This window comes from Clostridium sp. 1001283B150225_161107_B6, assembly GCF_015556325.1.
GTDB lineage: Bacteria > Bacillota > Clostridia > Lachnospirales > Lachnospiraceae > Enterocloster.
In genome coordinates this window covers 290,829-312,028 of record NZ_JADNMD010000004.1, presented here as the reverse complement: position 1 = coordinate 312,028, position 21,200 = coordinate 290,829, and the positions used below count along the sequence as shown (strand labels likewise).

20 protein-coding genes and 1 riboswitch are annotated in these 21,200 nt (G+C 51.5%); of the genes, 1 reads left to right on the top strand and 19 read right to left on the bottom strand.

From position 1 onward, the window contains the following. Positions 1-43: 43 nt before the first annotated feature. From I2H39_RS12740 to I2H39_RS12725, 4 genes are all read right to left on the bottom strand, one after another. A complete protein-coding gene (locus tag I2H39_RS12740; protein WP_195626629.1) occupies positions 44-1,258 on the bottom strand; it encodes an MFS transporter in 1,215 nt (404 codons plus the stop codon). Next, entirely contained in the window at positions 1,255-2,451 is a 1,197-nt protein-coding gene (locus I2H39_RS12735; RefSeq protein WP_138311411.1) for an amidohydrolase, read from the bottom strand. The genes I2H39_RS12740 and I2H39_RS12735 overlap by 4 nt, the downstream gene beginning before the upstream one ends. Positions 2,452-2,489: 38 nt before the next feature. Then, the gene (locus I2H39_RS12730) at positions 2,490-3,647 is read right to left on the bottom strand and encodes a MalY/PatB family protein (protein ID WP_138311410.1); all 1,158 of its coding nucleotides are present in this window, start codon (positions 3,645-3,647) and stop codon (positions 2,490-2,492) included. Between the two features lie 106 nt (positions 3,648-3,753). After that, positions 3,754-4,929, bottom strand: coding sequence for a DUF819 family protein (locus I2H39_RS12725; protein ID WP_138311409.1), 1,176 nt, complete (start codon positions 4,927-4,929; stop codon positions 3,754-3,756). 380 nt (positions 4,930-5,309) lie between these two features. On the opposite strand from I2H39_RS12725, the gene I2H39_RS12720 reads away from it, so the two are divergent. Next, positions 5,310-5,762 (top strand): MarR family transcriptional regulator, encoded by a 453-nt coding sequence (locus tag I2H39_RS12720; RefSeq protein WP_138311408.1) that lies wholly within the window; start codon positions 5,310-5,312, stop codon positions 5,760-5,762. 80 nt (positions 5,763-5,842) lie between these two features. Here I2H39_RS12720 and I2H39_RS12715 read toward each other — a convergent pair whose 3' ends face one another. From I2H39_RS12715 to I2H39_RS12640, 15 genes are all read right to left on the bottom strand, one after another. Continuing rightward, the gene (locus tag I2H39_RS12715) at positions 5,843-7,120 is read right to left on the bottom strand and encodes an adenylosuccinate synthase (RefSeq protein ID WP_195626628.1); all 1,278 of its coding nucleotides are present in this window, start codon (positions 7,118-7,120) and stop codon (positions 5,843-5,845) included. 207 nt (positions 7,121-7,327) lie between these two features. Next, a complete protein-coding gene (locus I2H39_RS12710; RefSeq protein WP_138311406.1) occupies positions 7,328-8,257 on the bottom strand; it encodes a LysR family transcriptional regulator in 930 nt (309 codons plus the stop codon). A 265-nt stretch (positions 8,258-8,522) separates the two neighbouring features. Next, positions 8,523-8,834, bottom strand: coding sequence for a DUF11 domain-containing protein (locus I2H39_RS12705; protein WP_227146308.1), 312 nt, complete (start codon positions 8,832-8,834; stop codon positions 8,523-8,525). Positions 8,835-8,917: 83 nt separating this feature from the next. Then, a complete protein-coding gene (gene purB / locus I2H39_RS12700) occupies positions 8,918-10,354 on the bottom strand; it encodes an adenylosuccinate lyase (protein WP_195626627.1) in 1,437 nt (478 codons plus the stop codon). A gap of 75 nt (positions 10,355-10,429) precedes the next feature. Continuing rightward, complete coding sequence (gene purF / locus I2H39_RS12695; RefSeq protein ID WP_138311404.1) at positions 10,430-11,878, bottom strand: amidophosphoribosyltransferase; 1,449 nt, start codon at positions 11,876-11,878, stop codon at positions 10,430-10,432. Positions 11,879-12,035: 157 nt separating this feature from the next. Continuing rightward, positions 12,036-12,743 (bottom strand): phosphoribosylaminoimidazolesuccinocarboxamide synthase, encoded by a 708-nt coding sequence (gene purC, locus I2H39_RS12690; protein WP_138311403.1) that lies wholly within the window; start codon positions 12,741-12,743, stop codon positions 12,036-12,038. 160 nt (positions 12,744-12,903) lie between these two features. Continuing rightward, positions 12,904-13,233 (bottom strand): hypothetical protein, encoded by a 330-nt coding sequence (locus tag I2H39_RS12685; protein WP_243281801.1) that lies wholly within the window; start codon positions 13,231-13,233, stop codon positions 12,904-12,906. Between the two features lie 198 nt (positions 13,234-13,431). Then, a complete protein-coding gene (locus tag I2H39_RS12680) occupies positions 13,432-13,764 on the bottom strand; it encodes a hypothetical protein (RefSeq protein WP_138311401.1) in 333 nt (110 codons plus the stop codon). A gap of 90 nt (positions 13,765-13,854) precedes the next feature. Beyond that, the gene (gene dapB, locus I2H39_RS12675; protein ID WP_195626625.1) at positions 13,855-14,613 is read right to left on the bottom strand and encodes a 4-hydroxy-tetrahydrodipicolinate reductase; all 759 of its coding nucleotides are present in this window, start codon (positions 14,611-14,613) and stop codon (positions 13,855-13,857) included. Positions 14,614-14,645: 32 nt separating this feature from the next. After that, entirely contained in the window at positions 14,646-15,530 is an 885-nt protein-coding gene (dapA, locus tag I2H39_RS12670) for a 4-hydroxy-tetrahydrodipicolinate synthase (protein WP_138311399.1), read from the bottom strand. Positions 15,531-15,679: 149 nt separating this feature from the next. Then, positions 15,680-15,857, bottom strand: a riboswitch (Lysine riboswitch). A gap of 47 nt (positions 15,858-15,904) precedes the next feature. Next, positions 15,905-16,402 carry a cob(I)yrinic acid a,c-diamide adenosyltransferase gene (locus I2H39_RS12660; protein WP_138311397.1) on the bottom strand — a complete coding sequence of 166 codons (498 nt, stop codon included), beginning with the start codon at positions 16,400-16,402 and terminating at the stop codon, positions 15,905-15,907. Between the two features lie 150 nt (positions 16,403-16,552). After that, positions 16,553-17,182, bottom strand: a complete 630-nt coding sequence (locus I2H39_RS12655; protein WP_138311396.1) for a single-stranded DNA-binding protein — start codon at positions 17,180-17,182, stop codon at positions 16,553-16,555. Between the two features lie 195 nt (positions 17,183-17,377). Next, complete coding sequence (typA, locus tag I2H39_RS12650; RefSeq protein WP_138311395.1) at positions 17,378-19,210, bottom strand: translational GTPase TypA; 1,833 nt, start codon at positions 19,208-19,210, stop codon at positions 17,378-17,380. A gap of 128 nt (positions 19,211-19,338) precedes the next feature. Then, a complete protein-coding gene (locus I2H39_RS12645; RefSeq protein ID WP_195626681.1) occupies positions 19,339-20,460 on the bottom strand; it encodes an aldo/keto reductase in 1,122 nt (373 codons plus the stop codon). Between the two features lie 71 nt (positions 20,461-20,531). Continuing rightward, entirely contained in the window at positions 20,532-21,182 is a 651-nt protein-coding gene (locus I2H39_RS12640) for a YigZ family protein (protein WP_195626624.1), read from the bottom strand. Between the last annotated feature and the right edge of the window lie 18 nt (positions 21,183-21,200).

The window sequence follows — 21,200 nt, the reverse complement described above, 5'->3', positions numbered from 1 at the left end:
TGAAAGACTTTTTTATTGATATGTCTTCCACAGGAGGAGTGTTTTAACTTGACAGCCCCTTTACCCAGAACACGCCCAGCATAACCACAGACAACAGGGCCGCGCCCTCATAGGGGAACCGTATATCCAGGACGCCTGCGGCCCGGGCCATGAACCCCAATACCAGCGGTGAAGAAAACTGTCCCAGACTTCTCATAAACATAATGACGGAACCGGCTGCCAGGGACTCCTCCTTCTCACAGGCAATACATGCCTCTGCGTTAAAGGTGCCCACGGCCGAGGCAAGGGCTATTCCAAACAGTACCAGACCCAGTATGGTAAGTGCCAGGCTGTTCTTTGCATATAGAGAAAGAAGTCCGCCAATGGCGCACAGCCAGATGAAGGTACTCATATATCTTCCCAGGATATTTTTCAGCTTTCCGATACAAAGCCCTGTCACAAGGGAGCTTACGGTCTGGAATGACATAATGATTCCCACTTTTTCCCCGCGGATTAAACCCTCCGAAAGAATGATGGCGGAGCAGTTGTTCAGTATGGCAAAATAACCTACAAACACCACAAACGTGCCAATTCCATAGACCCATATCTTCTTAATGACGCCAAGGGTTCCAAAGCTATGATGCCCGGCCCCTGCTGGAACCCCATTTTCATTCCCCGCAGCCTCATTCCCCGCAGCCGTTACATCGGGAATATGCTTCAGGCACAGCCACAGACATGGGATTCCAAACAGATACACCAGGAACACGGCTCTCCAGGAAATGGCAGCCAGATACCCGGCCAGCACCATACAGATAATGGACGACACGCTGGACCATATGACAATTCCTCCATTTAAGCGGTGCTGTTCCTCCCTGGTAAAAAAATAGGACAGCAGCCCCACTGACAGCGGCATCATCAGCCCATATCCGGCTCCAATGAGGATTCTTGTAAGGACCAGTGTGTAAATACCGGTGGCCAGACCGCCCAAAAGACCGCCCGCCAGGAACAGGACCAGCCCTGTTCCGCAGAGCTTCCGGACCGAATACCGTCTGCTGAGCCAGGTAAAGGGAATGGCTGCTGCAATCACCATCAGTGACGGCAGGGATACAATCATCTGTACCAGCACGCCGGGGGCATCCGGAAAGGTCTGGCGTATGACTCCAAGGGCAGGCGATATGCCGGTTCCCACCAGCGCATTGGCCATGGAAAGGCTCAGCACTGCCCACAGCACCATGGACCTGTTTTTCAGTTCTCCTGCCGTATTATCCTTTGTACTCATGAATCCTGCCTTTCTAACAGATGGTATAGTGTGCTGATATAGACAGCCAGGGCCGGAACCATGGCATCCTCATCAATGTCAAATCCGGGATTATGCAGACTGGCTGTCAGGCCCTTCTCCTCATTCTTCACTCCGAAGAAGAAAAAAGCGCCCTTAAATTTTTTGGTATACCAGGCAAAATCCTCTGACCCCATCTCAGGCTCCGTACGCTTCATTACCTTGTCTTCGCCCAGCACTTCTGCCGCGGATTTGCAGATTATATCCGTCACATCCCTGTCATTGGCAAAGGAGGGAAATGCAAAGGAATCCTCAAATTCACAGGTGATTCCGTTCATCCGGCTGATATCCCTTACAATCTGCTCCAGCCGTTTTGCAATATAGTCCCTGACCTGGCTGTCGTGGGCCCGGAAGGTCCCTCCAAAGGTCAGCTCCGAGGGCAGGACATTTTTAGTGGACAGGACCCCGGCGTTTATGGAGCATACCGAAATAACAGCCGTCTTCATGGGCGGTATCTCCCTGGAACGTATATTCTGAATGGCCTGAATCATCTCCATGGCAATGGGTATCAGGTCATTTCCCTTATGGGGCGACGCAGCGTGACATCCCCTTCCCTTCAGCTTTACCTCAAAAAAATCGCCGCTGGCAAAAAAGTTCCCGTATCTGCACCCCATGACCCCGGCCGGGTACTGAGGCTGGCAGTGGGCTCCAAATATGGCGTCCACGCCATCCAGAACGCCGGAATCCACGATGAGCTTTGCGCCGCCGGGAGCCGGGCCTTCCTCGGCAGGCTGGAATATCAGCTTGACGCACCCGCCCGGAATCTGGTCCCTGTGCTCTGAAAGATAGGATGCCAGTCCCAGCAAAAGGGCTGTATGTACATCATGGCCGCAGGCATGGCATACCCCGTCCCTGGCGGAGCGGTAAGGCACATCCTTCTCATCCTGCATTCCCAGTGCGTCCATGTCCGCCCTGACCGCTATGGTATTTCCCGGCCTGCCCGTGTCCAGGATTCCCAGCACAGCACTCTCCGCAAATCCGGTCTGTACCTGGTATCCAAACTCCTCCAGCAGTCCTGCCACCATGGCTGATGTCTTTGGCAGATAAAATCCGGTTTCAGGACAGGAATGTATCTTTCTTCTCCACTCCACCATTCTGCTCCTGTAGTCCTGGGCCTCATTCAGTAATTCCTGCATCCTATCACACTTCCTCTCTCAGTTCTTCCGGCACAGAATCAGCCAAATATGGTTTTCAGCCTTTCAAGGCCTTCCTTTACCATAGCCCTCTGCGTACCGATATTGATACGGATAAATCCGTTTCCTTCCCTTCCGTAATGGGAACCGTCATTCGGCGCCACACCGGCTCCCACCACCTTTTCCATAAGTTCCTCCTGGCTTAATCCGTAAGCTGTGAAATCCAGCCACATAAGATAGGTTCCGTCCTGCACATACGTCTTTGCCTTAGGAAGGTTTTCCTTTACATACTCCGTCACAAACTGCGCATTCTCATATAAATACTGATTCAGCTCATCCACATAGGCTGCCCCGTGGCGGTAGGCCACCTCAAATGCCTTAAGCCCAAACAAGTCCACGCCCACATGAAACGCAGTAACTGCCTTGTTCACCCGGTTGTACAGCTCCGGATTCTTGATAATCAGGATAGATGATTTTAGACCGGCAATGTTAAAGGTCTTGCTGGGAGCCATGGCAATGACGCTGCGTCCTGCCGCATCCCGGTTCACCGTCTGGTAAGGTATGTGCTTATGACCCGGGAAAATCAGGTCGGAGTGTATCTCGTCCGAAAACACCAGGACCTGGTAGCGGCTGCACAATTCATTGAGTCTGGTCAGCTCCTCCATGGTCCACACACGTCCCACCGGATTATGGGGGCTGCAGAGTATGAAAAGCTTTACGCCCTCCTTAAACTTCTCCTCCATGTCCTCAAAGTCCATTTCATACCGCCCGTCTGCAAGTTTCAGGGAGGAAGCGACCAGGGTTCTCTCCTGCTGCTCAATCACCTTGAAAAAGGGGTCGTAAACCGGCGTGCTCACCATTACCCTGTCCCCCTTATCCGTCAGGGCATAGATGATGAAGGAACAGGCGCAGACAACGCCGGGAATGGTAATCAGCTCCTCCTTTTTTATGTCAAAGTTATTGCGGGTCCTGTTCCATTCAATGAAGCTTTCATAGTACCCCTCCGACGGGAAGGTGTACCCATAGGTGGGATGCTCCGCCCTGTCTGTCAGGGCCCGTGTGATTTCCGGCAGGGTTTCAAAGTCCATATCTGCGATTCCAAAGGGAATCAGGTCCTTCCGGCCGAAATCCTTCTCCAGCCGGTCCCACTTAATCACCTCCGTATTGTGTCTGTCAAATGCCTTGTCAAAATTGTACATGTTTTCTTACCAACCTTTCTTAGATACTTATCATTAATTGGATGCATGCCCGCTGGGTGCATCCTGTCTGATGTACCCTATCATACTCTCAGAAAGCCTCCCCTGTCTACCCCAACATAATCAGCAGGTTGCACATCCCCAGACCCACAAAGGTTCCAATCATGGAGCCAATGGCCGCCATAATCACGGAAATGGACTGATAGGATTTACCATAGGCAGCCGCAACCACGGGAGCCGAGGACACGCCGCCGATGTTGGCGATGCTGGCAATTCCCAGGGTACACAAATCCACCTTCATAAGCTTTGCCACCAGGAACATGATAACGACATGAATCAGGAGTACGGTAATGCCTGACAGGAAGAAGATGCCTGCATTGGCAAAGCTCTTTAAGTCCACATTGGAGGATGATACGGAAAGGGCAAAGACAGCCAGCGTTCCCCCTATCAGCTCCAGACCGTTTATGTAGCCGAATTCCGTGGTGGTTCCGATGATGACGCCAATGGCTGTGACCAGGAGATACAGCCACACCTGTGCAGGCACGGCCGGCACCAGTTCCCCTAAAAAACCGCCCATGTGGAAACCAAATGCAACAATCACAAGGCCCACTCCCAGAATCATAAACAAATCCAGGGAGGTTGGAATCTGTTTCTCCCTCTTAGTCTCATCCAGTCTGGATGCAATCACATCGATTTCCTCCGGATTGCCGCCTGTCCATTTATTAAACCTGGCAGCAAAGGGGACCATGACAATCAATATGGTCATCCAGGGACGGAATATCAGGTTAATCAGCAGCAGTACATTGGCCAGATTCTCATCGCTGAGCCCCACTGCCCCTGCAACCGCGTACAGGTTTTCAATGCCCCCCGTAAAACTGGCTGTCCACGTGCCGAAGGACTGGGGAATCTGCTGCAGTCCCAGCGGACCTGCAAAACACTTATACACCACCACCATTCCCACGCAGATGCTCAGGGTGGTACACAAAAATACAGCCAGCAGCTTGGGGCCTATCTTTACCATTTTCTTAAAATCACATTGCACCGCGATACAGAATACCATGAAGGGAACCATGTATTCCAGGATATTGCTTCTCATTGAACTGATGGCCTTATTGCTGAAAGACCAAATGCCAAAGGTATTGCAGCATACAACAATCAGGAAGACAATGATGACCGGCGGCAGATACTTATAAATCTTTAAGGGATACTTCTTTACAATCCAGAACACAAATGCGTTAATTGCCAATAATGCTGCTACGAAACTTAATCCTGATGTTACTAACATACGCTTCCCTCCTGTGATTCATAATGATATACGGCCAAACAGCTCTCCCCTGGCAAAACACTTTAATATTAAAACTGTTTAACCATTAAACTATTTACAATTAGAAGTATACTATAAGTTTCGCTATATTTCAACATTTTTTTATGCAAATTTACATCAGTTTCCCATCCGTCCCATCCATATATCAGTCATGTTGTATATATCCTGATTTCCGCCGCGTTTTTTCCTTCCTCTTCTCATTGAAACATGACAACTGCATGGCCATCAGCCCATGTACACAGGCCATCCTATGAATATGTAATGAAATTGGGTTGAAATCTTTCCTGTTTTTCCTTATACTAATAAGAGTACAGTTTTATCATCAAATGACCGGGGGTATTATGGAAAAAAAGAATCGAATCCAGGAAACCATATCATTAATCATGAAATATAACCGTCAGATGTACGAATACGGCAAAGACTTCCGTACCTACGGTACCGATAAGATGCTCCGGGTGGACCAGATGTCCATCATCAATTTGATTGGCGACAATCCCAGGTGCAACCTGAAACTCATTGCCCAGTCCACTGACTCCAACATCTCCACCGTATCCCTTCAGGTGGCGCGCCTTGTGAAGCTGGGCCTGCTGGAAAAGCACCGCTCCAGCATGAACCAGAGAGAAATTGTCCTGAGCCTCAGCGAGGAGGGCATGAAGGCCTATGCCTTCCACAAAAAGCTGGACCAGGACTGGTCTGATACCGTGGCTTCCCTGCTCTGCGGATATACGGAGGAGGAGCTGGCTGTCATCAACACCTTTCTCCACCAGCTGCTGACCGAGAATCCGCCCATGTAGGAGGCTGTTTACAGAATAAAGCACCCAAAACAGGACCCGCCGGCAGCTGCCGAAGGGTCCTGTTTTCAATCGTTCTATATTTATTTGCGCATAATGATGTCGTCTCTTCCCGGTCCGTTGGACACCATTGAGATAGGAGCCTCAATTTCCTTCTCCACAAACTCAATGTATTTGCGGCAGTTCTCCGGAAGGTCCTCATACTTCCTAATGCCGCGGATATCACACTTCCAGCCCGGCAGTCTGGTAAGAACCGGCCTGGCCTTCTCAAGCTTAGCCGTGGTGGGGAATTCCCTGGTGACCTGTCCGTCAATCTCATATCCGACGCAGACCGGTATTTCATCCAGATAGCCCAGCACATCCAGCACAGTAAATGCCACTTCCGTGGTGCCCTGAATCCGGCAGCCGTATCTGGTAGCCACTGCATCGAACCAGCCCACACGTCTGGGTCTTCCTGTGGTGGCGCCGTACTCTCCGCCGTCGCCTCCCCGGTTTCTCAGCTCATCTGCCTCGTCTCCAAATATCTCGCTGACAAAGGCGCCGGCGCCAACTGCGCTGGAATACGCCTTGACCACCGTGGTGATATCCTTAATCTCATAAGGAGGAATGCCTGCGCCGATGGCTCCGTAGGCAGCCAGTGTGGAGGAGGAGGTGACCATTGGGTAAATACCGTGGTCCGGGTCCTTAAGGGATCCCAGCTGCCCCTCTAACAGGATGTTCCTGCCTTCCTTAATGGCCTCATGGAGATAAGCGGAGGTATCACATACATACGGCTCAATCATATCCCGGTAGCCCAGGAGCTCTTTTATGATTTCCTCGGGGTCCAGAAGAGGTTTATGGTACAGGTGCTCCAGAATCACGTTTTTCAGTTCACATACCCTGTATGCCTTTTCCCTCAGCAGCTCCTGGTCAAAGAGCTCGCTGACCTGGAAACCAATCTTGGCATACTTATCCGAATAAAAGGGAGCAATGCCTGATTTGGTGGAACCAAAGGACTTTCCGGCCAGACGCGCTTCCTCGTAGGTGTCAAACAGCACATGATACGGCATGAGAATCTGGGCCCTGTCTGAAACCAGGATTCTGGGCTTGGGCACGCCCCGCTCCACCAGCGCTTCGATTTCCTGAACCAGATATGGGATATTAAGGGCTACTCCATTGCCGATGATGCTGGTAGTATGCTGGTAAAACACGCCGGATGGCAGAAGATGAAGGGCGAACTTGCCGTAATCATTGATGATGGTATGGCCTGCATTACTTCCGCCCTGGAAACGGATGATAATGTCAGACTCCTTGGCAAGCATATCCGTAATCTTACCCTTTCCTTCGTCACCCCAGTTAGCACCTACAATTGCTCTGACCATACTAAAATCCTCCTTCGGGTATTTCCCGTCCAATGCTCATTTGCAGTTCATGAAAGGATGGACACGCATTCCTGTGTATCTTATCCTTACCTAATTTACTACAACCTATACCATAAGTAAAGACGTTATTTATTATGTTTTCCATAAGCAGTACTTATGTCATTTCCAAGGAGGACCCTTGTACACTATCTGCTGCCTGCCCCATGCTCAACTGCCGCCTGTCCGCAGGCCATCATGCTCAGCTGCCGCCCGTCCGCAGGCCATCATGTCCAGCAGCCTGCGGCCCGGCATGGAAATCAGGCTGGACTCCCCTGTAACCACGCATATATGACGGGGCGGCATCTCCTTTTTAAACCTAAGGCGGAACACCTCCCCCCTGTCTATGGCAGCTTCAGCAAACCCTTCCATGACACAGCCGATTCCCATGTTGCGTCTGGCGAACTGTACTATCATGTCGCTGATAGCCAGCTCAAATTCCGGTTTGAGCAGCGTTCCCTGCTGTGCCAGAAAGGCGTCCATAAAGGTTCTGGTGCTTGTATTTTTTTCCAGCGCTATGCAGGGAAATGCCTCCAGCTCCTTATACTCCAGCTCCCGACCATCCAATTCCCGGAAGCTGCTGCCTGCAATAAAGACATTGCGTATGGCCTTTACCTGAAACTGCTTAACCGTTCCCCTGCTGGTAAAGGGCGTGGTCACCACCCCAAAATCAATTCTTCCCTCTTCCAGGCTTTTAATAGTCTCAGGGGTGGGCGCATTGGTCACATTCACCTTAATCTTTGGATACTCCCGGTGAAACTGTTCCAGATAAGGAAGAAGGTAAAACTGCAGCGTCATATCGCTGGCGCCAATCCGGACCTCCCCCACATCCATATTCAGCATCCGCTCCAGCATCTTCCCGCCTTCCAGAAGCTCCTCCACCCCAGGCTTCACATAGTGGTACAAAAGCTCCCCTTCCCGGGTCAGCTGCACTCCCTTGGACGTACGGAAAAAAAGCTTTGTACCGGCCTCCTTTTCCAGCTGCCGCACGGCCTGGCTCACAGCCGGCTGGGAGATACACAGCTCCTGGGCGGCGGCTGTAAGGCTGCCGTGGGCGCATACGTGGTAAAATACTTTATAGTACTCAAAATTCACATTCATCCATAAGTTCTCCTTATCGAAAGATAACATGTCCAGAATTAACTGTTATGGATATCATAGCATAAAACAGAGGGATTGTGAAACTGAAATAATGACGGCAAGCTTCCCAAATTAATTTGCTCCCCATAAATATAATATCTATGGAGAGCAGTCAAACATACTATATGAACTTACGCGTGCCGAATTACTGAATATATCACGGCCGGACCATGTTACAAAACAGCTGCTTTCATACCTGAAAAGACAGACCAGGAAAATAACAGGCTCATGATATGTGCAGCGTATTGCTGGTAACCGTTGGTGTTGCGGCGGCGCCATTAACGGTAAAAGAACCTGTCACAAATGCAGCGCCCGCCGGAATTGTGTCTGTGAACGGCAAGTTTGTCAAAGCGCTCAGTCCCGCATTCGTTACTGTAATCGTATAGGTTAAGGTATCGCCAATACTGGCGGTAAGCTTGTCTACCGCTTTAAGCAGCGTTGGGGCAAGAAGCAAAACCGTTGATACAGCGTTGCTGTTGACAGGATTACCGGCATATGTCACACTGGCGGTATTATCAAGCTTATTTATAAGGGCCACGTTTCCTCACCTCGCTTATTATGATTTTAATACATCATATGTAAGCGGGGACAAAGTGTTCCTATTATTGCTCCTGATATATATCAGACATTAATCTCAGCCGTCAGTCCCAGCACTGCCGCATTTTCCTCAAGCACCGGTTGAATGACCTCCTCCAGGAACTCCTCCACCTGCTTCGGCGCACGGCCCACATAGCGCGAAGGCTCCATGGTCTTTTTCAGTTCGTCCAGGGAAAGATTAAAAGCCGGGTCCGCTGCTATCAGCTCCAGAAGGTTGTTGTCCAGCCCTTTTTCCTTCACGTTCTTTCCGGCCTCCATGGACAGCTCCCGAATCCGCTCATGGAGCTCCTGACGGTCTCCGCCGGCCTTCACAGCGTCCATCATAATGTTCTCTGTGGCCATGAAGGGAAGCTCGGCCATCAGGTGCTTTTCAATGACCCTGGGATATACCACCAGGCCGTCCACCACGTTCAGGTACAAATCCAGGATGCCGTCCACTGCCAGGAAGCCTTCCGGCACTGACAGCCTCTTGTTTGCAGAGTCGTCCAGGGTTCTCTCAAACCACTGGGTGGATGCCACCAGCATGGGGTTCATCATGTCGCTCATCACATAGTCAGCCAGGGAGGCAATGCGCTCGCTGCGCATGGGGTTCCGCTTATAGGCCATGGCGGATGAACCAATCTGCTTTTTCTCAAATGGCTCCTCCACTTCCTTCAGATGCTGGAGGAGGCGGATGTCATTGGAGAACTTGTGCGCGCTCTGGGCAATGCCTGCCAGCACGCTTATGACACGGCTGTCCACCTTGCGGGAATAGGTCTGGCCGGATACCGGGTAACAGCCGTCAAATCCCATTTTTTCTGCAATTCTTGCATCCAGGCGGCGGCATTTCTCATGGTCCCCGTCAAAAAGCTCCAGGAAACTGGCCTGGGTGCCTGTGGTTCCCTTGGACCCCAGCAAACGCATGGAGCCAATGAGGTAATCCAGGTCATCCAGGTCCAGCTTAAGCTCCATCATCCACAGGGTGGCGCGCTTGCCTACGGTGGTGGGCTGGGCCGGCTGGAAGTGGGTGAAGGCAAGGGTTGGAAGGTCCTTGTATGTTTCAGCGAATTTGGACAGCTCCGCCAGTACGTTGAGCAGCTTTTTCCTCACCAGCTTAAGGGCTTCGGTCATAATGATGATATCCGTATTGTCTCCCACGTAGCAGGAAGTGGCGCCCAGATGGATAATGCCTTTTGCCTTAGGGCACTGCACGCCGTATGCATAGACATGGCTCATGACATCATGGCGGACTTCCTTCTCCCTGGCCTTAGCCACATCGTAGTTGATTTCCTCTGCATGGGCCTTCAGTTCCTCAATCTGCTCGTCCGTAATGGAAAGCCCCAGCTCCTTCTCTGTCTCAGCCAGCGCAATCCAGAGCTTCCTCCAGGTACAAAACTTCATATCAGGTGAAAAGATATACTGCATCTCCCTGCTGGCATAGCGCTCGGAAAGAGGGCTTACATATCTGTCGTGGTCACTCATGTCATATCCTCCGTATTCATTGATTTCATGTGTTCTATCATATCACATACCCATATTTTTTTAAATGCCCGCCGCCTATTTCTCATAGCTTCCCCGGATGTCCTGGGAGGGCGGCTCCATGGGGTAATCCCCTGTAAAGCATGCGGTGCAGATGGGCTTTTCAGCTGCCATCTGCGGCAGCCGCTCCTGCCTCAGGAAGGAAAGGCTGTCCGCCCCGATAATTTCCCTCACCTGGTCCACCGTTCTTCCATGGGCAATGAGCTGGTCCTCCGACGGAATATCGGTTCCAAAATAACAGGGGTGCAGAAAGGGCGGTGCGCTGATTCTCACATGAACCTCACTGGCGCCTGCGTCCCGCAGCATCTTCACAATCAGGGCGCTGGTGGTTCCCCGGACAATGGAGTCGTCAATCATGATAACCCTTTTTCCAGCCACTGCTTCCTTTAACACGTTGAGCTTGATACGCACGGCAGACTCCCTGCTGCTCTGCTTTGGCTTGATAAACGTCCTTCCCACATAGGAATTCTTTACAAAGGCGGTTCCGAAGGGAATCCCGGATTCCATGGCGTAGCCCAGGGCCGCCGCGTTGCCTGATTCAGGCACGCCCACCACCAGGTCCGCCTCCGCCGGGGAATCCATTGCCAGGAACCGGCCGGCCTGAACCCTGGCCCTGTAAACGCTGACACCGTCAAAAACACTGTCCGGTCTGGCAAAATAAATATACTCAAAAATACATCTGGCTTCACCGGAAGGGTCCGGCAGGCACATTTCCTTATTGGATGCAATGCCGTCCGCCGTGATGGTCACAATTTCTCCCGGCTCCACATCCCGGACAAACTCAGCCCCTATGGTTTCCAGGGCGCATGTCTCTGACGCCAGGATGTAGGCGTTATCCCGTTTCCCGATACACAGGGGCTTGAACCCAAAGGGGTCCCTTGCTCCAATCAGCTTGCGGGGACTCATGATTACCAGGGAATAGGCTCCCCTCAGCTTTTTCATGGCTGCGGCCACCGCGCTCTCCACATTGCGGGTGTTTATCCTGGCCCTGGCAATATGGTAGGCAATGACCTCCGAGTCTATGGTAGTCTGGAAAATGGCCCCGGTGTACTCCAGCTCATGGCGCAGCTGCGGCGCATTGACCAGGTTCCCGTTATGGGCCAGGCCCAGGGTTCCTTTTACATAGTTGAGCACCAGAGGCTGTGCATTTTCCCTTGTACTGCTGCCGGCCGTGGAATACCGCACATGTCCAACTCCGATATTGCCCCTTAATCCTTCCAGTACCTCCGGCGTGAATACCTCGTTGCAAAGGCCCATCCCCTTATGGGCCGCTACCTTCCCCTTGGGTCCCTCTGTGTCGCTCACCGCTATACCGCAGCTTTCCTGTCCCCGGTGCTGCAGGGCAAAAAGACCGTAATATATGGCCTGGGCCACATCGTTCCCGTCAAAATCATACATCCCGAAAACCCCGCACTCCTCACGCAGTTTATCTGCCCCAATATCAAAATCCATCAGGTTCTGATTCATGAAGTCATGTCCTTTCTGTGTGTCAGGCTGCCAGTTCCATACCGCGCTGCAAAAATAACAGCGCTGCATCTGTTCCCTTCTCAAAGAAGGGAACGCCTGGGTAATCATGCCCAGGCGTTGTATCTTAATTTGTCCGCGTCAGACCTCCCGGTCCGGCCTACTGGATACCCAGTCTGCGGAATACTTCTTCGTATGCGTCCTCTACATTGCCCAGGTCTCTTCTGAATCTGTCCTTATCCAGTTTCTCATGGGTATCCTTGTCCCAGAGACGGCAGGTATCAGGAGAAATCTCATCAGCCAGAATCACCTTGCCGTGATAACGGCCAAACTCAATCTTGAAATCAATCAGGTCAATGTTGAGTCCGTCAAAGTATTCCTGGAGCACTTCGTTCACCTTAAATGCATACTCTGTGATATCGTCAATCTCCTCCTGGGTAGCAAGTCCCAGGGCCAGGGCGTAATAGCTGTTGATGAACGGGTCGCCCAAGTCATCGTTCTTATAGCTGAATTCCAGGGTCGGGCATTTGAACCTGATGCCTTCCTCCATTCCCATCTTCTTGGCAAAGCTGCCTGCGGAGTAATTGCGGATGATGACCTCCAGCGGAACAATCTCCACCTTCTTCACAGCTGTCTCCCTGTCATTTAATTCTTCTACCAGGTGGGTAGGTACCCCCTTCTCCTCCAGCTTCTTGAAAATAAAGTTGGTCATACGGTTGTTGATGGCGCCCTTTCCAACAATGGTTCCCTTTTTCAGACCGTTGAATGCAGTTGCATCATCCTTGTAGGACACGATTAACACGTCCGGGTCCTCCGTTGTGTAAACCTTCTTAGCCTTTCCTTCGTAGAGCATCTCTTTCTTTTCCATGGGTATCCACCTGTCCTTTTCTTATATTCGTATGGTTGCGATATAGATTTATAAGCTGACGCTATAAAAGAATACCATTTCAGAAGAAATTATAATACACAATGTCTTTGAATACAAGCATGGCAATCATTAAAATTCCTAATGAATGTCCTTTGCCCCGCTAATCACTCCCTTGGCCTCCGTCCTCATAAGGGCCCTCATACCCTTCCTCCACCTGGAATATATGAATTTTCTTTTCATCCAGACGGATGGTAAGACCGCGCTTCACCGCTGCGGGCCCATTCCCGTCAGCCGCCCGGACCGGACTGCTCTCCTCAATCCGTTCCAGGTGCGGTATCTGCTCTCTGGCCCACCTGACAATGAACCGGCCTGTTCCTGCCCAGGCCGTAATACCGGCCGCCAACAGGAACAGGGCGAATCTTACACGGCCTTTCCTGCGCCTGACAGACGGACAGCGCTCCCTCCAGGATTTCACTGACTTCTTTCGCATCTGTCTCAGCATCGTGTTCCTGCGGCCATATCTGCTTATGTACCCCAATCAATCTCCTTCCCCGTTTGTCCATGAACTGATTATAATCCTTAACAGGGCGCTCTTCAAGAGGCATCTTCTGGTTTTTACGCAGATAGACCCTCTCCAGCCGTCCCCGGCATAGAAAGGGTCCATATCCAGGCTCCTGACAGCAATCCGCTATCTGGCCTCTGTTGTATTGTTGGTACCGCTCTCATTGACTGTGTTGGATTCGCCTGTGATATCATCCACGCCGTTCTTAACGTCATTTGCGCCCTTTTCCACATCATTCATAAGTCCGTCAATGATGCCGTCCCCTTCCGTTTCCATGGAAGAGGTCTCCATCCCTGTGGTTTCCTGGGATGAGGTACTGGTGGAAGTGGCTGCTGAGGATGAGTTCTGGCTGGCGCCTGTTGAAGACTGTGTATTGGAGTTATTGCTTCCACAGGCCGTAACAGACATAACCATGATGAGCAGCAGCATTGCAAATATTGCAGGTCTGATTTTTTTCATAATGACATTCTCCTTTCGTTTTCTACCTATATTATGTGCTTTAGGAGAATGGATTATGGTGGAACATCCTGCATATTCTGGAAATTTCTGTTATAAACCCACCACGTCTGTCATGGAATACATGCCGGGTTCCTTTCCGGCCAGGAATTTGGCTGCCTCCAGGGCGCCTTTGGCGAAAATGGCCTTGGAATAAGCTGTGTGGCTGAAGGTCACCACCTCGTCTCTGCCCGCAAATATCACATCGTGTTCGCCCACAATGGAACCGCCCCTGACGGACGAGATTCCGATTTCCTTAGGGTTTCTCTTCTCACGCCTGGTGCTCCTGTCACAGGTATAGGCGTACTGCCCGTCCATGGCCTGGTTCATGGAGTCCGCCAGGGCCAGGGCTGTGCCGCTGGGCGCATCCACCTTCTGGTTGTGGTGCTTTTCCACGATTTCCATGTCAAAGCCGGAGCCCGCCAGCACCCTGGCTGCCTCCCCCACCAGCTTAAGCAGCAGGTTTACTCCCAGGGACATATTGGCGGAGCGCAGGATGGCTGTCTTTTCACTGGCCTTTCCCACTGCCTCAAGCTGTTCCTCCGAAAGCCCGGTGGTGCAGAGAACCACCGGAATCTGCCTGGAGCAGCTGTAAGCCAGAAGCCCGTCCACTGCCTTTGGGGACGCGAAATCCACAATCACGTCCGCCTCTGCATCGCACTGGTCCAGGGAAGGGAACACGGGATATCCCAAATCCGTCCCCTCCCGGACGTCAATGCCCGCCACAATGCGGATTCCCTCATCTTCTGCCGCCAGCCCTGAGATTACGTGTCCCATGGCCCCGCAGCAGCCGTGCATTATCATCTTTACCATTGGTATTATACCGTCCTTTCCCGAAACCTTCCCTACAGGATGCCGTAAGCTGTCATGGCAGCCTTAAGCTTCTCCTGATTCTGGGGCTCCATCTCAGTTAAAGGCATGCGCAGCGGGCCCACGCCCTTTCCCATCATGTTCATGGCCGCCTTAACCGGAATGGGGTTCACCTCGCTGAACAGCTCTGTAATCAGCGGAATGGCCTTTAACTGAAGGCTGGCGCTGGTTTTTACATCCCCTGCAAAATAAGACGCGCAGATATCGTGGGTCTGGCGCGGCGCAACATTGGACAGCACCGAGATAACACCCTTTCCTCCCAGCGAGAGAAGGGGAACAATCTGGTCGTCATTGCCGGAGTACAAATCCACCGTTCCGTCTGACAGGCTCATAAGGGTGGCAATGGCAGAAAAATTGCCGCTGGCCTCTTTTACGCCCACAATATTGTCCACGTTCTTACACAGGGCCGCAATGGTCTCAGGCTTAATGGTGACGCCTGTCCTGCCAGGAATATTGTAGAGGATAACAGGAATCTTCACTGCATCTGCAACCGCTGTAAAGTGGGCCATAAGTCCTTTCTGGGTTGCTTTGTTGTAATACGGGGACACCAGAAGAAGTCCGTCCGCCCCTCTCTTCTCAGCCTCTGCCGAAAGATAGATTGCTGTCTCCGTACAGTTGGAGCCGGTTCCTGCAACCACGGGAATCCGCTTCTTTGTCACCCTGCAGATGTACTCAATTACATCCAGATGCTCCTCATGGGTCATGGTGGAGGCTTCGCCTGTGGTGCCGCAGGCAATGATGGCGTCCGTGCCGCCTGCAATCTGCTCCTCTACAATCTCCTCCAGTTTTTCGTAATTCACTTCACCGTTTTCCTTAAACGGGGTTACCAGTGCTACACCTGCTCCTTCAAAAAGTGCCATACTATATTCTCTCCTTTTCTCTTGATTCAATCACAGTGTGCTTTTCCCCATAGAAAATGAAACCCGGACGTACTTTCCCAAGAAACAAAAAAGGGCTGAGGTAAATGTCAGCCCTTCCATATACGTATGATTCCAGTGTCAAATCCACGTTCTTTGGTAGCTCTCCATCCACCCGGATGACAGTCATACGGCTCTTAACCATATGCCCAGAGGGGGCGTAAACAAGGAACGCTTCCTCTTCGGCGTCTCTCCCTTTCCCTAAGCCATCGCCTGTGCCTGCCACATCCGGCTTACCTACTCATGATTAACGCAACCTCTACTCTATGATTGTTGGTATTATATTATCACCCTGCCAACAGTCTGTCAACAGGAAATCACTCATATCTTGTCTGTATCCTTGTGACCTCATCCACATGGCCATCCAGGCACTCCGGATATATGGTCCCTGTAAGGATTAACTGTATCTGCCCATTCCTGGCCTGGGCTATGATGGCGCACAGCTCCTCGCCTGATATCACACCCTCATCCAGGATTCCCAGAATCTCATCCAGGATAAGCACATCACACTCCCCTGTCACCAGAACCTTCCTGGCAAAATTCAGGCCGTTCAGGATACAGATTCTTGCCTCTGCCTTCTCTTCCTCCGTCAGCCGGTCAAAGAAAACAGGGGTTTTCTCAAATCTGAATATCTTAAATTCCGGTTCCAGACGCTGTATGATTTCCATGTTATCTACATCCAGGGCGCCTTTAAGGAACTGCACCATATAGACGCACTTTCCCTTGGTCAGCGCAGTCAGCCCCCTGCCAATGGCACTGGTGGTCTTGCCCCGTCCCGGTCCGCAGATAACCTGTATCATGCTCTCTTTCATCATCTTGCACCTCATGCTTTACTTGCTTTGTCTTAAGAACAATTGGACTTGCTCATAATAGCATAGTTTAGCCAATATTGCAAATATTTCTTACATTTTTCGAAAGATATTCAAAAGGATTTGTTAGATAGCAGCGTCTGCAGCCTGGTCAGTTCAAGCCTCGTCACATTCCAGCTTGCTGATGGAAACCTCATATGCAATGCGCTTCTCGCACTCTGTCTCGCTGAGTTTTTTGGTGTACTCGCGGCTCTGCACGCGGCCCCACACTCTTACCCTGGTGCCCACCTCGAAGCTGGATGCAAAACGCGCGTTGCGTCCCCAGCTGATGCAGGGTATGTAATCCGACTTGCCGTAGGGGCGGTTCACAGCCAGAAGTATGTCTGCGATTTCCCTGCCAAGAGGAGTTTTTCTGTAAATAGGCGGCTTGCAGATATAGCCGTCCAGGAATATCTGATTGGTCTTGGTGTAATCCGTGAATTCCTCAATAAAATGAATTTCCCTTACAAAGATGGACAGCATCAGCCGGTTCTTGATTCCCTCATGCCGGTTGTAGGAACGGAACTGGCCCAAGGATTCCACGGTACAGCCTGAATAGTCTTTATGTACGTCTATAAGGCGCTCGGATATCATCAGGGGAATGATGTCCGCCTGCTCGCTGAGCCTGTTGACAGCCACATCCACCATATAAAATCCTTCTCCGAAGACTTCATGGCTGAAGGTAAATCCCGACACGATTTCTCCGATAACGCTTACCCTGTTGTTTTCAATCATTTTTTCTGACATAGTACATCTCCTCTTCGCTTCTAAATATTTCTCATTCTGCCGTTTTACTTGTTTCATCCTTTTATTCTCTTGCTTTTGTACGGCACATTGATAGTTTATGAGGGGAAATGCCATAATAGAACAAAAAATAAGGCGAATCCCGCCAGAATCGTTCGACAGGATTCGCCATTTCACTTACAAAATGTCGATTTTTATCTATTTGTTCTTGAAAGAAGCCCTCTTGCGCAGGGTTGGGTCCAGTATCTTCTTGCGGATGCGCAGGCTCTCCGGAGTTACCTCCAGAAGCTCATCCGTATCAATGAAGTCCAGGGCCTGCTCCAGGCTCATGATTTTAGGCGGTGTCAGCTTAAGCGCCTCGTCAGCACTGGAGGAACGGGTGTTGGTCAGCTTCTTTGTCTTGCAGACATTGATTTCAATGTCCTCTGCCTTAGGGCTCTGTCCAACCACCATGCCGGAGTACACCTTGACGCCCGGTCCGATAAACAGGGTGCCTCTTTCCTGGGCATTGAAAAGGCCGTAGGTAATGGCCTCGCCTGCCTCAAAGGCAATGAGGGAGCCGGTCTGACGGTAGAACAAATCGCCCTTGTACTCTGAGTAGCCGTCAAAAATGGTGTTCAGGATACCATTTCCCTTTGTATCGGTCATAAAGTCACCGCGGTAACCGATAAGTCCTCTGGAGGGGATGGAAAATTCCAGCCTGGAATAGCCGCCTGCTGCCTGGCTCATACCCTGAAGGGCGCCCTTGCGGCTGGTCAGCTTCTGGATAACAACGCCGGTGTATTCCTCAGGCACATCCACATAAGCCAGCTCCATTGGCTCCAGCTTGCGGTTCCTCTCATCGTACTTATAGAGCACCTCCGCCTTGCTGACAGCAAACTCAAAGCCCTCACGGCGCATATTTTCAATCAGTACGGACAGGTGAAGCTCACCGCGGCCCGACACCTTGAAGCAGTCCGCGGAATCCGTTTCCTCCACCCTCAGGCTCACGTCTGTGTTCAGCTCCCTGAATAAACGGTCGCGCAGATGGCGGGATGTGATATACTTGCCCTCCTGGCCTGCCAGCGGGCTGTCATTGACCATGAAGTACATGGCAATGGTGGGCTCGGATATCTTCTGGAAGGGAATGGACTCCGGGTTATTAGGGGTGCATATGGTATCGCCGATATGGATATCCGCAATACCGGAGATGGCAACGATGGAACCAATGCCGGCCTCCTGCACCTCCACCCTCTTAAGTCCATCAAACTCATAGAGCTTTCCTATCTTGATTTTCCTGAATTTATCCGGCTCGTGGTGGTTTACCAGAACGCACTCCTGGTTCACCTTAAGTCCTCCGTTGTCCACACGTCCGATGCCAATCCGGCCTACGAACTCATTGTAGTCAATGGTGCTTATGAGTACCTGGGTCTCTGCGTCCGGATCTCCCTCCGGCGCCGGGATATGGTTTATAATGGTTTCAAACAGGGGACTCATGTCCTCTTCCGGGTCCTCAATCTTGTATTTTGCAAATCCGGCCCTGGCCGATGCATAGACAAAGGGGCAGTCCAGCTGCTCATCCGTGGCATCCAGGTCCATCATCAGCTCCAGCGTCTCGTCAATGACATCCGCCGGCCTGGCCTCGGGCCTGTCAATCTTGTTGATGCACACGATGACGGACAGATTCAAATCCAGCGCTTTCTGAAGCACGAACTTTGTCTGGGGCATGGGTCCTTCATAGGCATCCACTACCAGTACCACGCCGTCCACCATCTTGAGCACACGCTCTACCTCGCCGCCGAAGTCAGCGTGTCCGGGGGTATCGATGATGTTGATTTTTGTGTCTTTATAAAATACAGCCGTGTTCTTGGACAGGATGGTGATTCCTCTCTCACGCTCCAGGTCATTGGAGTCCATTACACGCTCCTGAACCTCCTGGTTTACGCGGAACACGCCGCTCTGCCTAAGCAGCTGGTCTACTAATGTGGTTTTACCATGGTCTACATGGGCAATGATAGCGATATTTCTTACATCTTCTCTTTTCATCTTCATAGTGATTACTCTTCCTTATTATATACGTCTACAGCCACGGTTTTATAGTATAGCATTGGTGTGTACAGATTGCAAGGGATTTTGCACCATTTCCGCTTATTCCCGTTGATTTTCCTTTATCCGGCGCCCTATTTAGCCGGCTCAAACACCTCTGCTATTTCCTTCATATGCCGTGCAATGGGCAGATGCTGGGGACATATGGCCTCACACCTGCGGCAGCCGATGCAGTCGCCTGCTGTCCCGTATCTGGCCGCATAATTCTGGTAATAGCCCCTGGAATTGGACTTCTCACCAAAAAGACTGTACTGGTTATAAAGGGAAAAATACCTGGGTATGGGAATCTGCTTCGGACATCCTTCCACACAGTACTGGCATGCGGTACAGGCTATGGCTGTGGCGGACTGGATAATGTCCGCAGCCCTGGCCACAATCCGCTCCTCCTCCTCAGTCAGGGGAACGAAATCCTGCATGTAAGCCGTATTGTCCAGGAGCTGGCTGTAATCCGACATGCCCGACAGCACCATGATAACCCCCTCCCTGCTGGCAGCAAACCGGACTGCCCAGGATGCAGGGGTCATACCCGGAGCATGGGCCTCCATCAGTGCTCCGGCCTCCCGGGGCACATCCGCCAGGGTCCCGCCCTTAACCGGTTCCATGACAATGACGTCCTTCCCGTATCTGCGGCACACCTCGTAGCACTGACGGGACTGTATGTCAGGGCTGTCCCAGTCTATGTAATTAAGCTGCAGCTGCACAAACTCCATCTCGGGATGTTTCTCCAGTATCTCCTCCAGAAGCTCAGCATCCGAATGGAAGGAAAATCCGATTCTGACCGCCTTTCCCTCCTGCTGTTTTCTGCGTGCGAAATCAAACGCCCCCAGCCGCTCAGCTGTCTCATAATACGTCCTGGACATGTTGTGAAGCAGGTAGTAGTCAAAATAGCCAACGCCGCACTTTTCCAGCTGCTCCCGGAAAAAGCGCTCCATGTCCGCCTCCTCCTTCAGATGGCTGAGGGGCAGCTTATCCGCCAGCACATAGCTGTCCCTGGGCCAGCGATCCACCAGGGCCTTTTTCACAACACGCTCACTCTCATACTTGTGGTACATGTAAGCCGTATCAAAATAGGTAAATCCCCTTTCCATAAAGGTATCCACCATCCGGCATACCTGCTCCAGGTCCACCGATGCAGGGTCCTCCTGATTCAGCAAAGGAAGCCTCATGGTTCCAAATCCCAGCTTTTTCATTTCCATCATCTATTCCTCCTATTCTTTCCAAAACACGCTTATTCTAAAAGCATGGTTTATCCAAATGCGCCATTTTCCTAAAACACCACCAGTCCGCTGTCACCCAGACCGTAGTATACCTCATCTTCTCTCCGTATGATGGCCTTTCCGGCCGTTCCCTCCGTAATCTGGGCCGTGAAACGTCCCTCCTCCGCTATAGGTACCAGGAAGGTGAACACAGCCTTATCCGTGTACTGCGTATCCAGGGTATCGATTCCTGCCTGGGCAGCAATATACTGAATCTTTCCCACCCCGTTGTAATCCGTGGTGACCTCCAGGCGGACAGCCAGTTTTTTCTCCAGAATAACGCAGTTCTTAAGTCCTTCCTTTAACGCGCCGGAATAAGCCCGCACCAGACCGCCAGTGCCAAGAAGCGTGCCTCCGAAATACCGCGTCACCACAGCGCACACATCGTGAAGCTCCTCGCCTGCCAGTACGTCCATCATGGGTTTCCCGGCTGTCTGGGACGGCTCCCCGTCGTCGCTGCACCGGGCGTTCTGTCCCCTGTCCCCGATGATATAGGCAAAGCAGTGATGCCTTGCATCCCAGTATTTCTTTCTGATTTCCTCTATGAATGCCAGGGCCTCCTCCTCTGAGGACACCGGGCGCAGGTCCGCCAGGAAGCGGGACTTCTTCTCCACCAGCTCCCCTGTGCCTCCCTTGTACAGGATTTTGCAACTCTCTACCACTTTTACGGCTCCTTTACG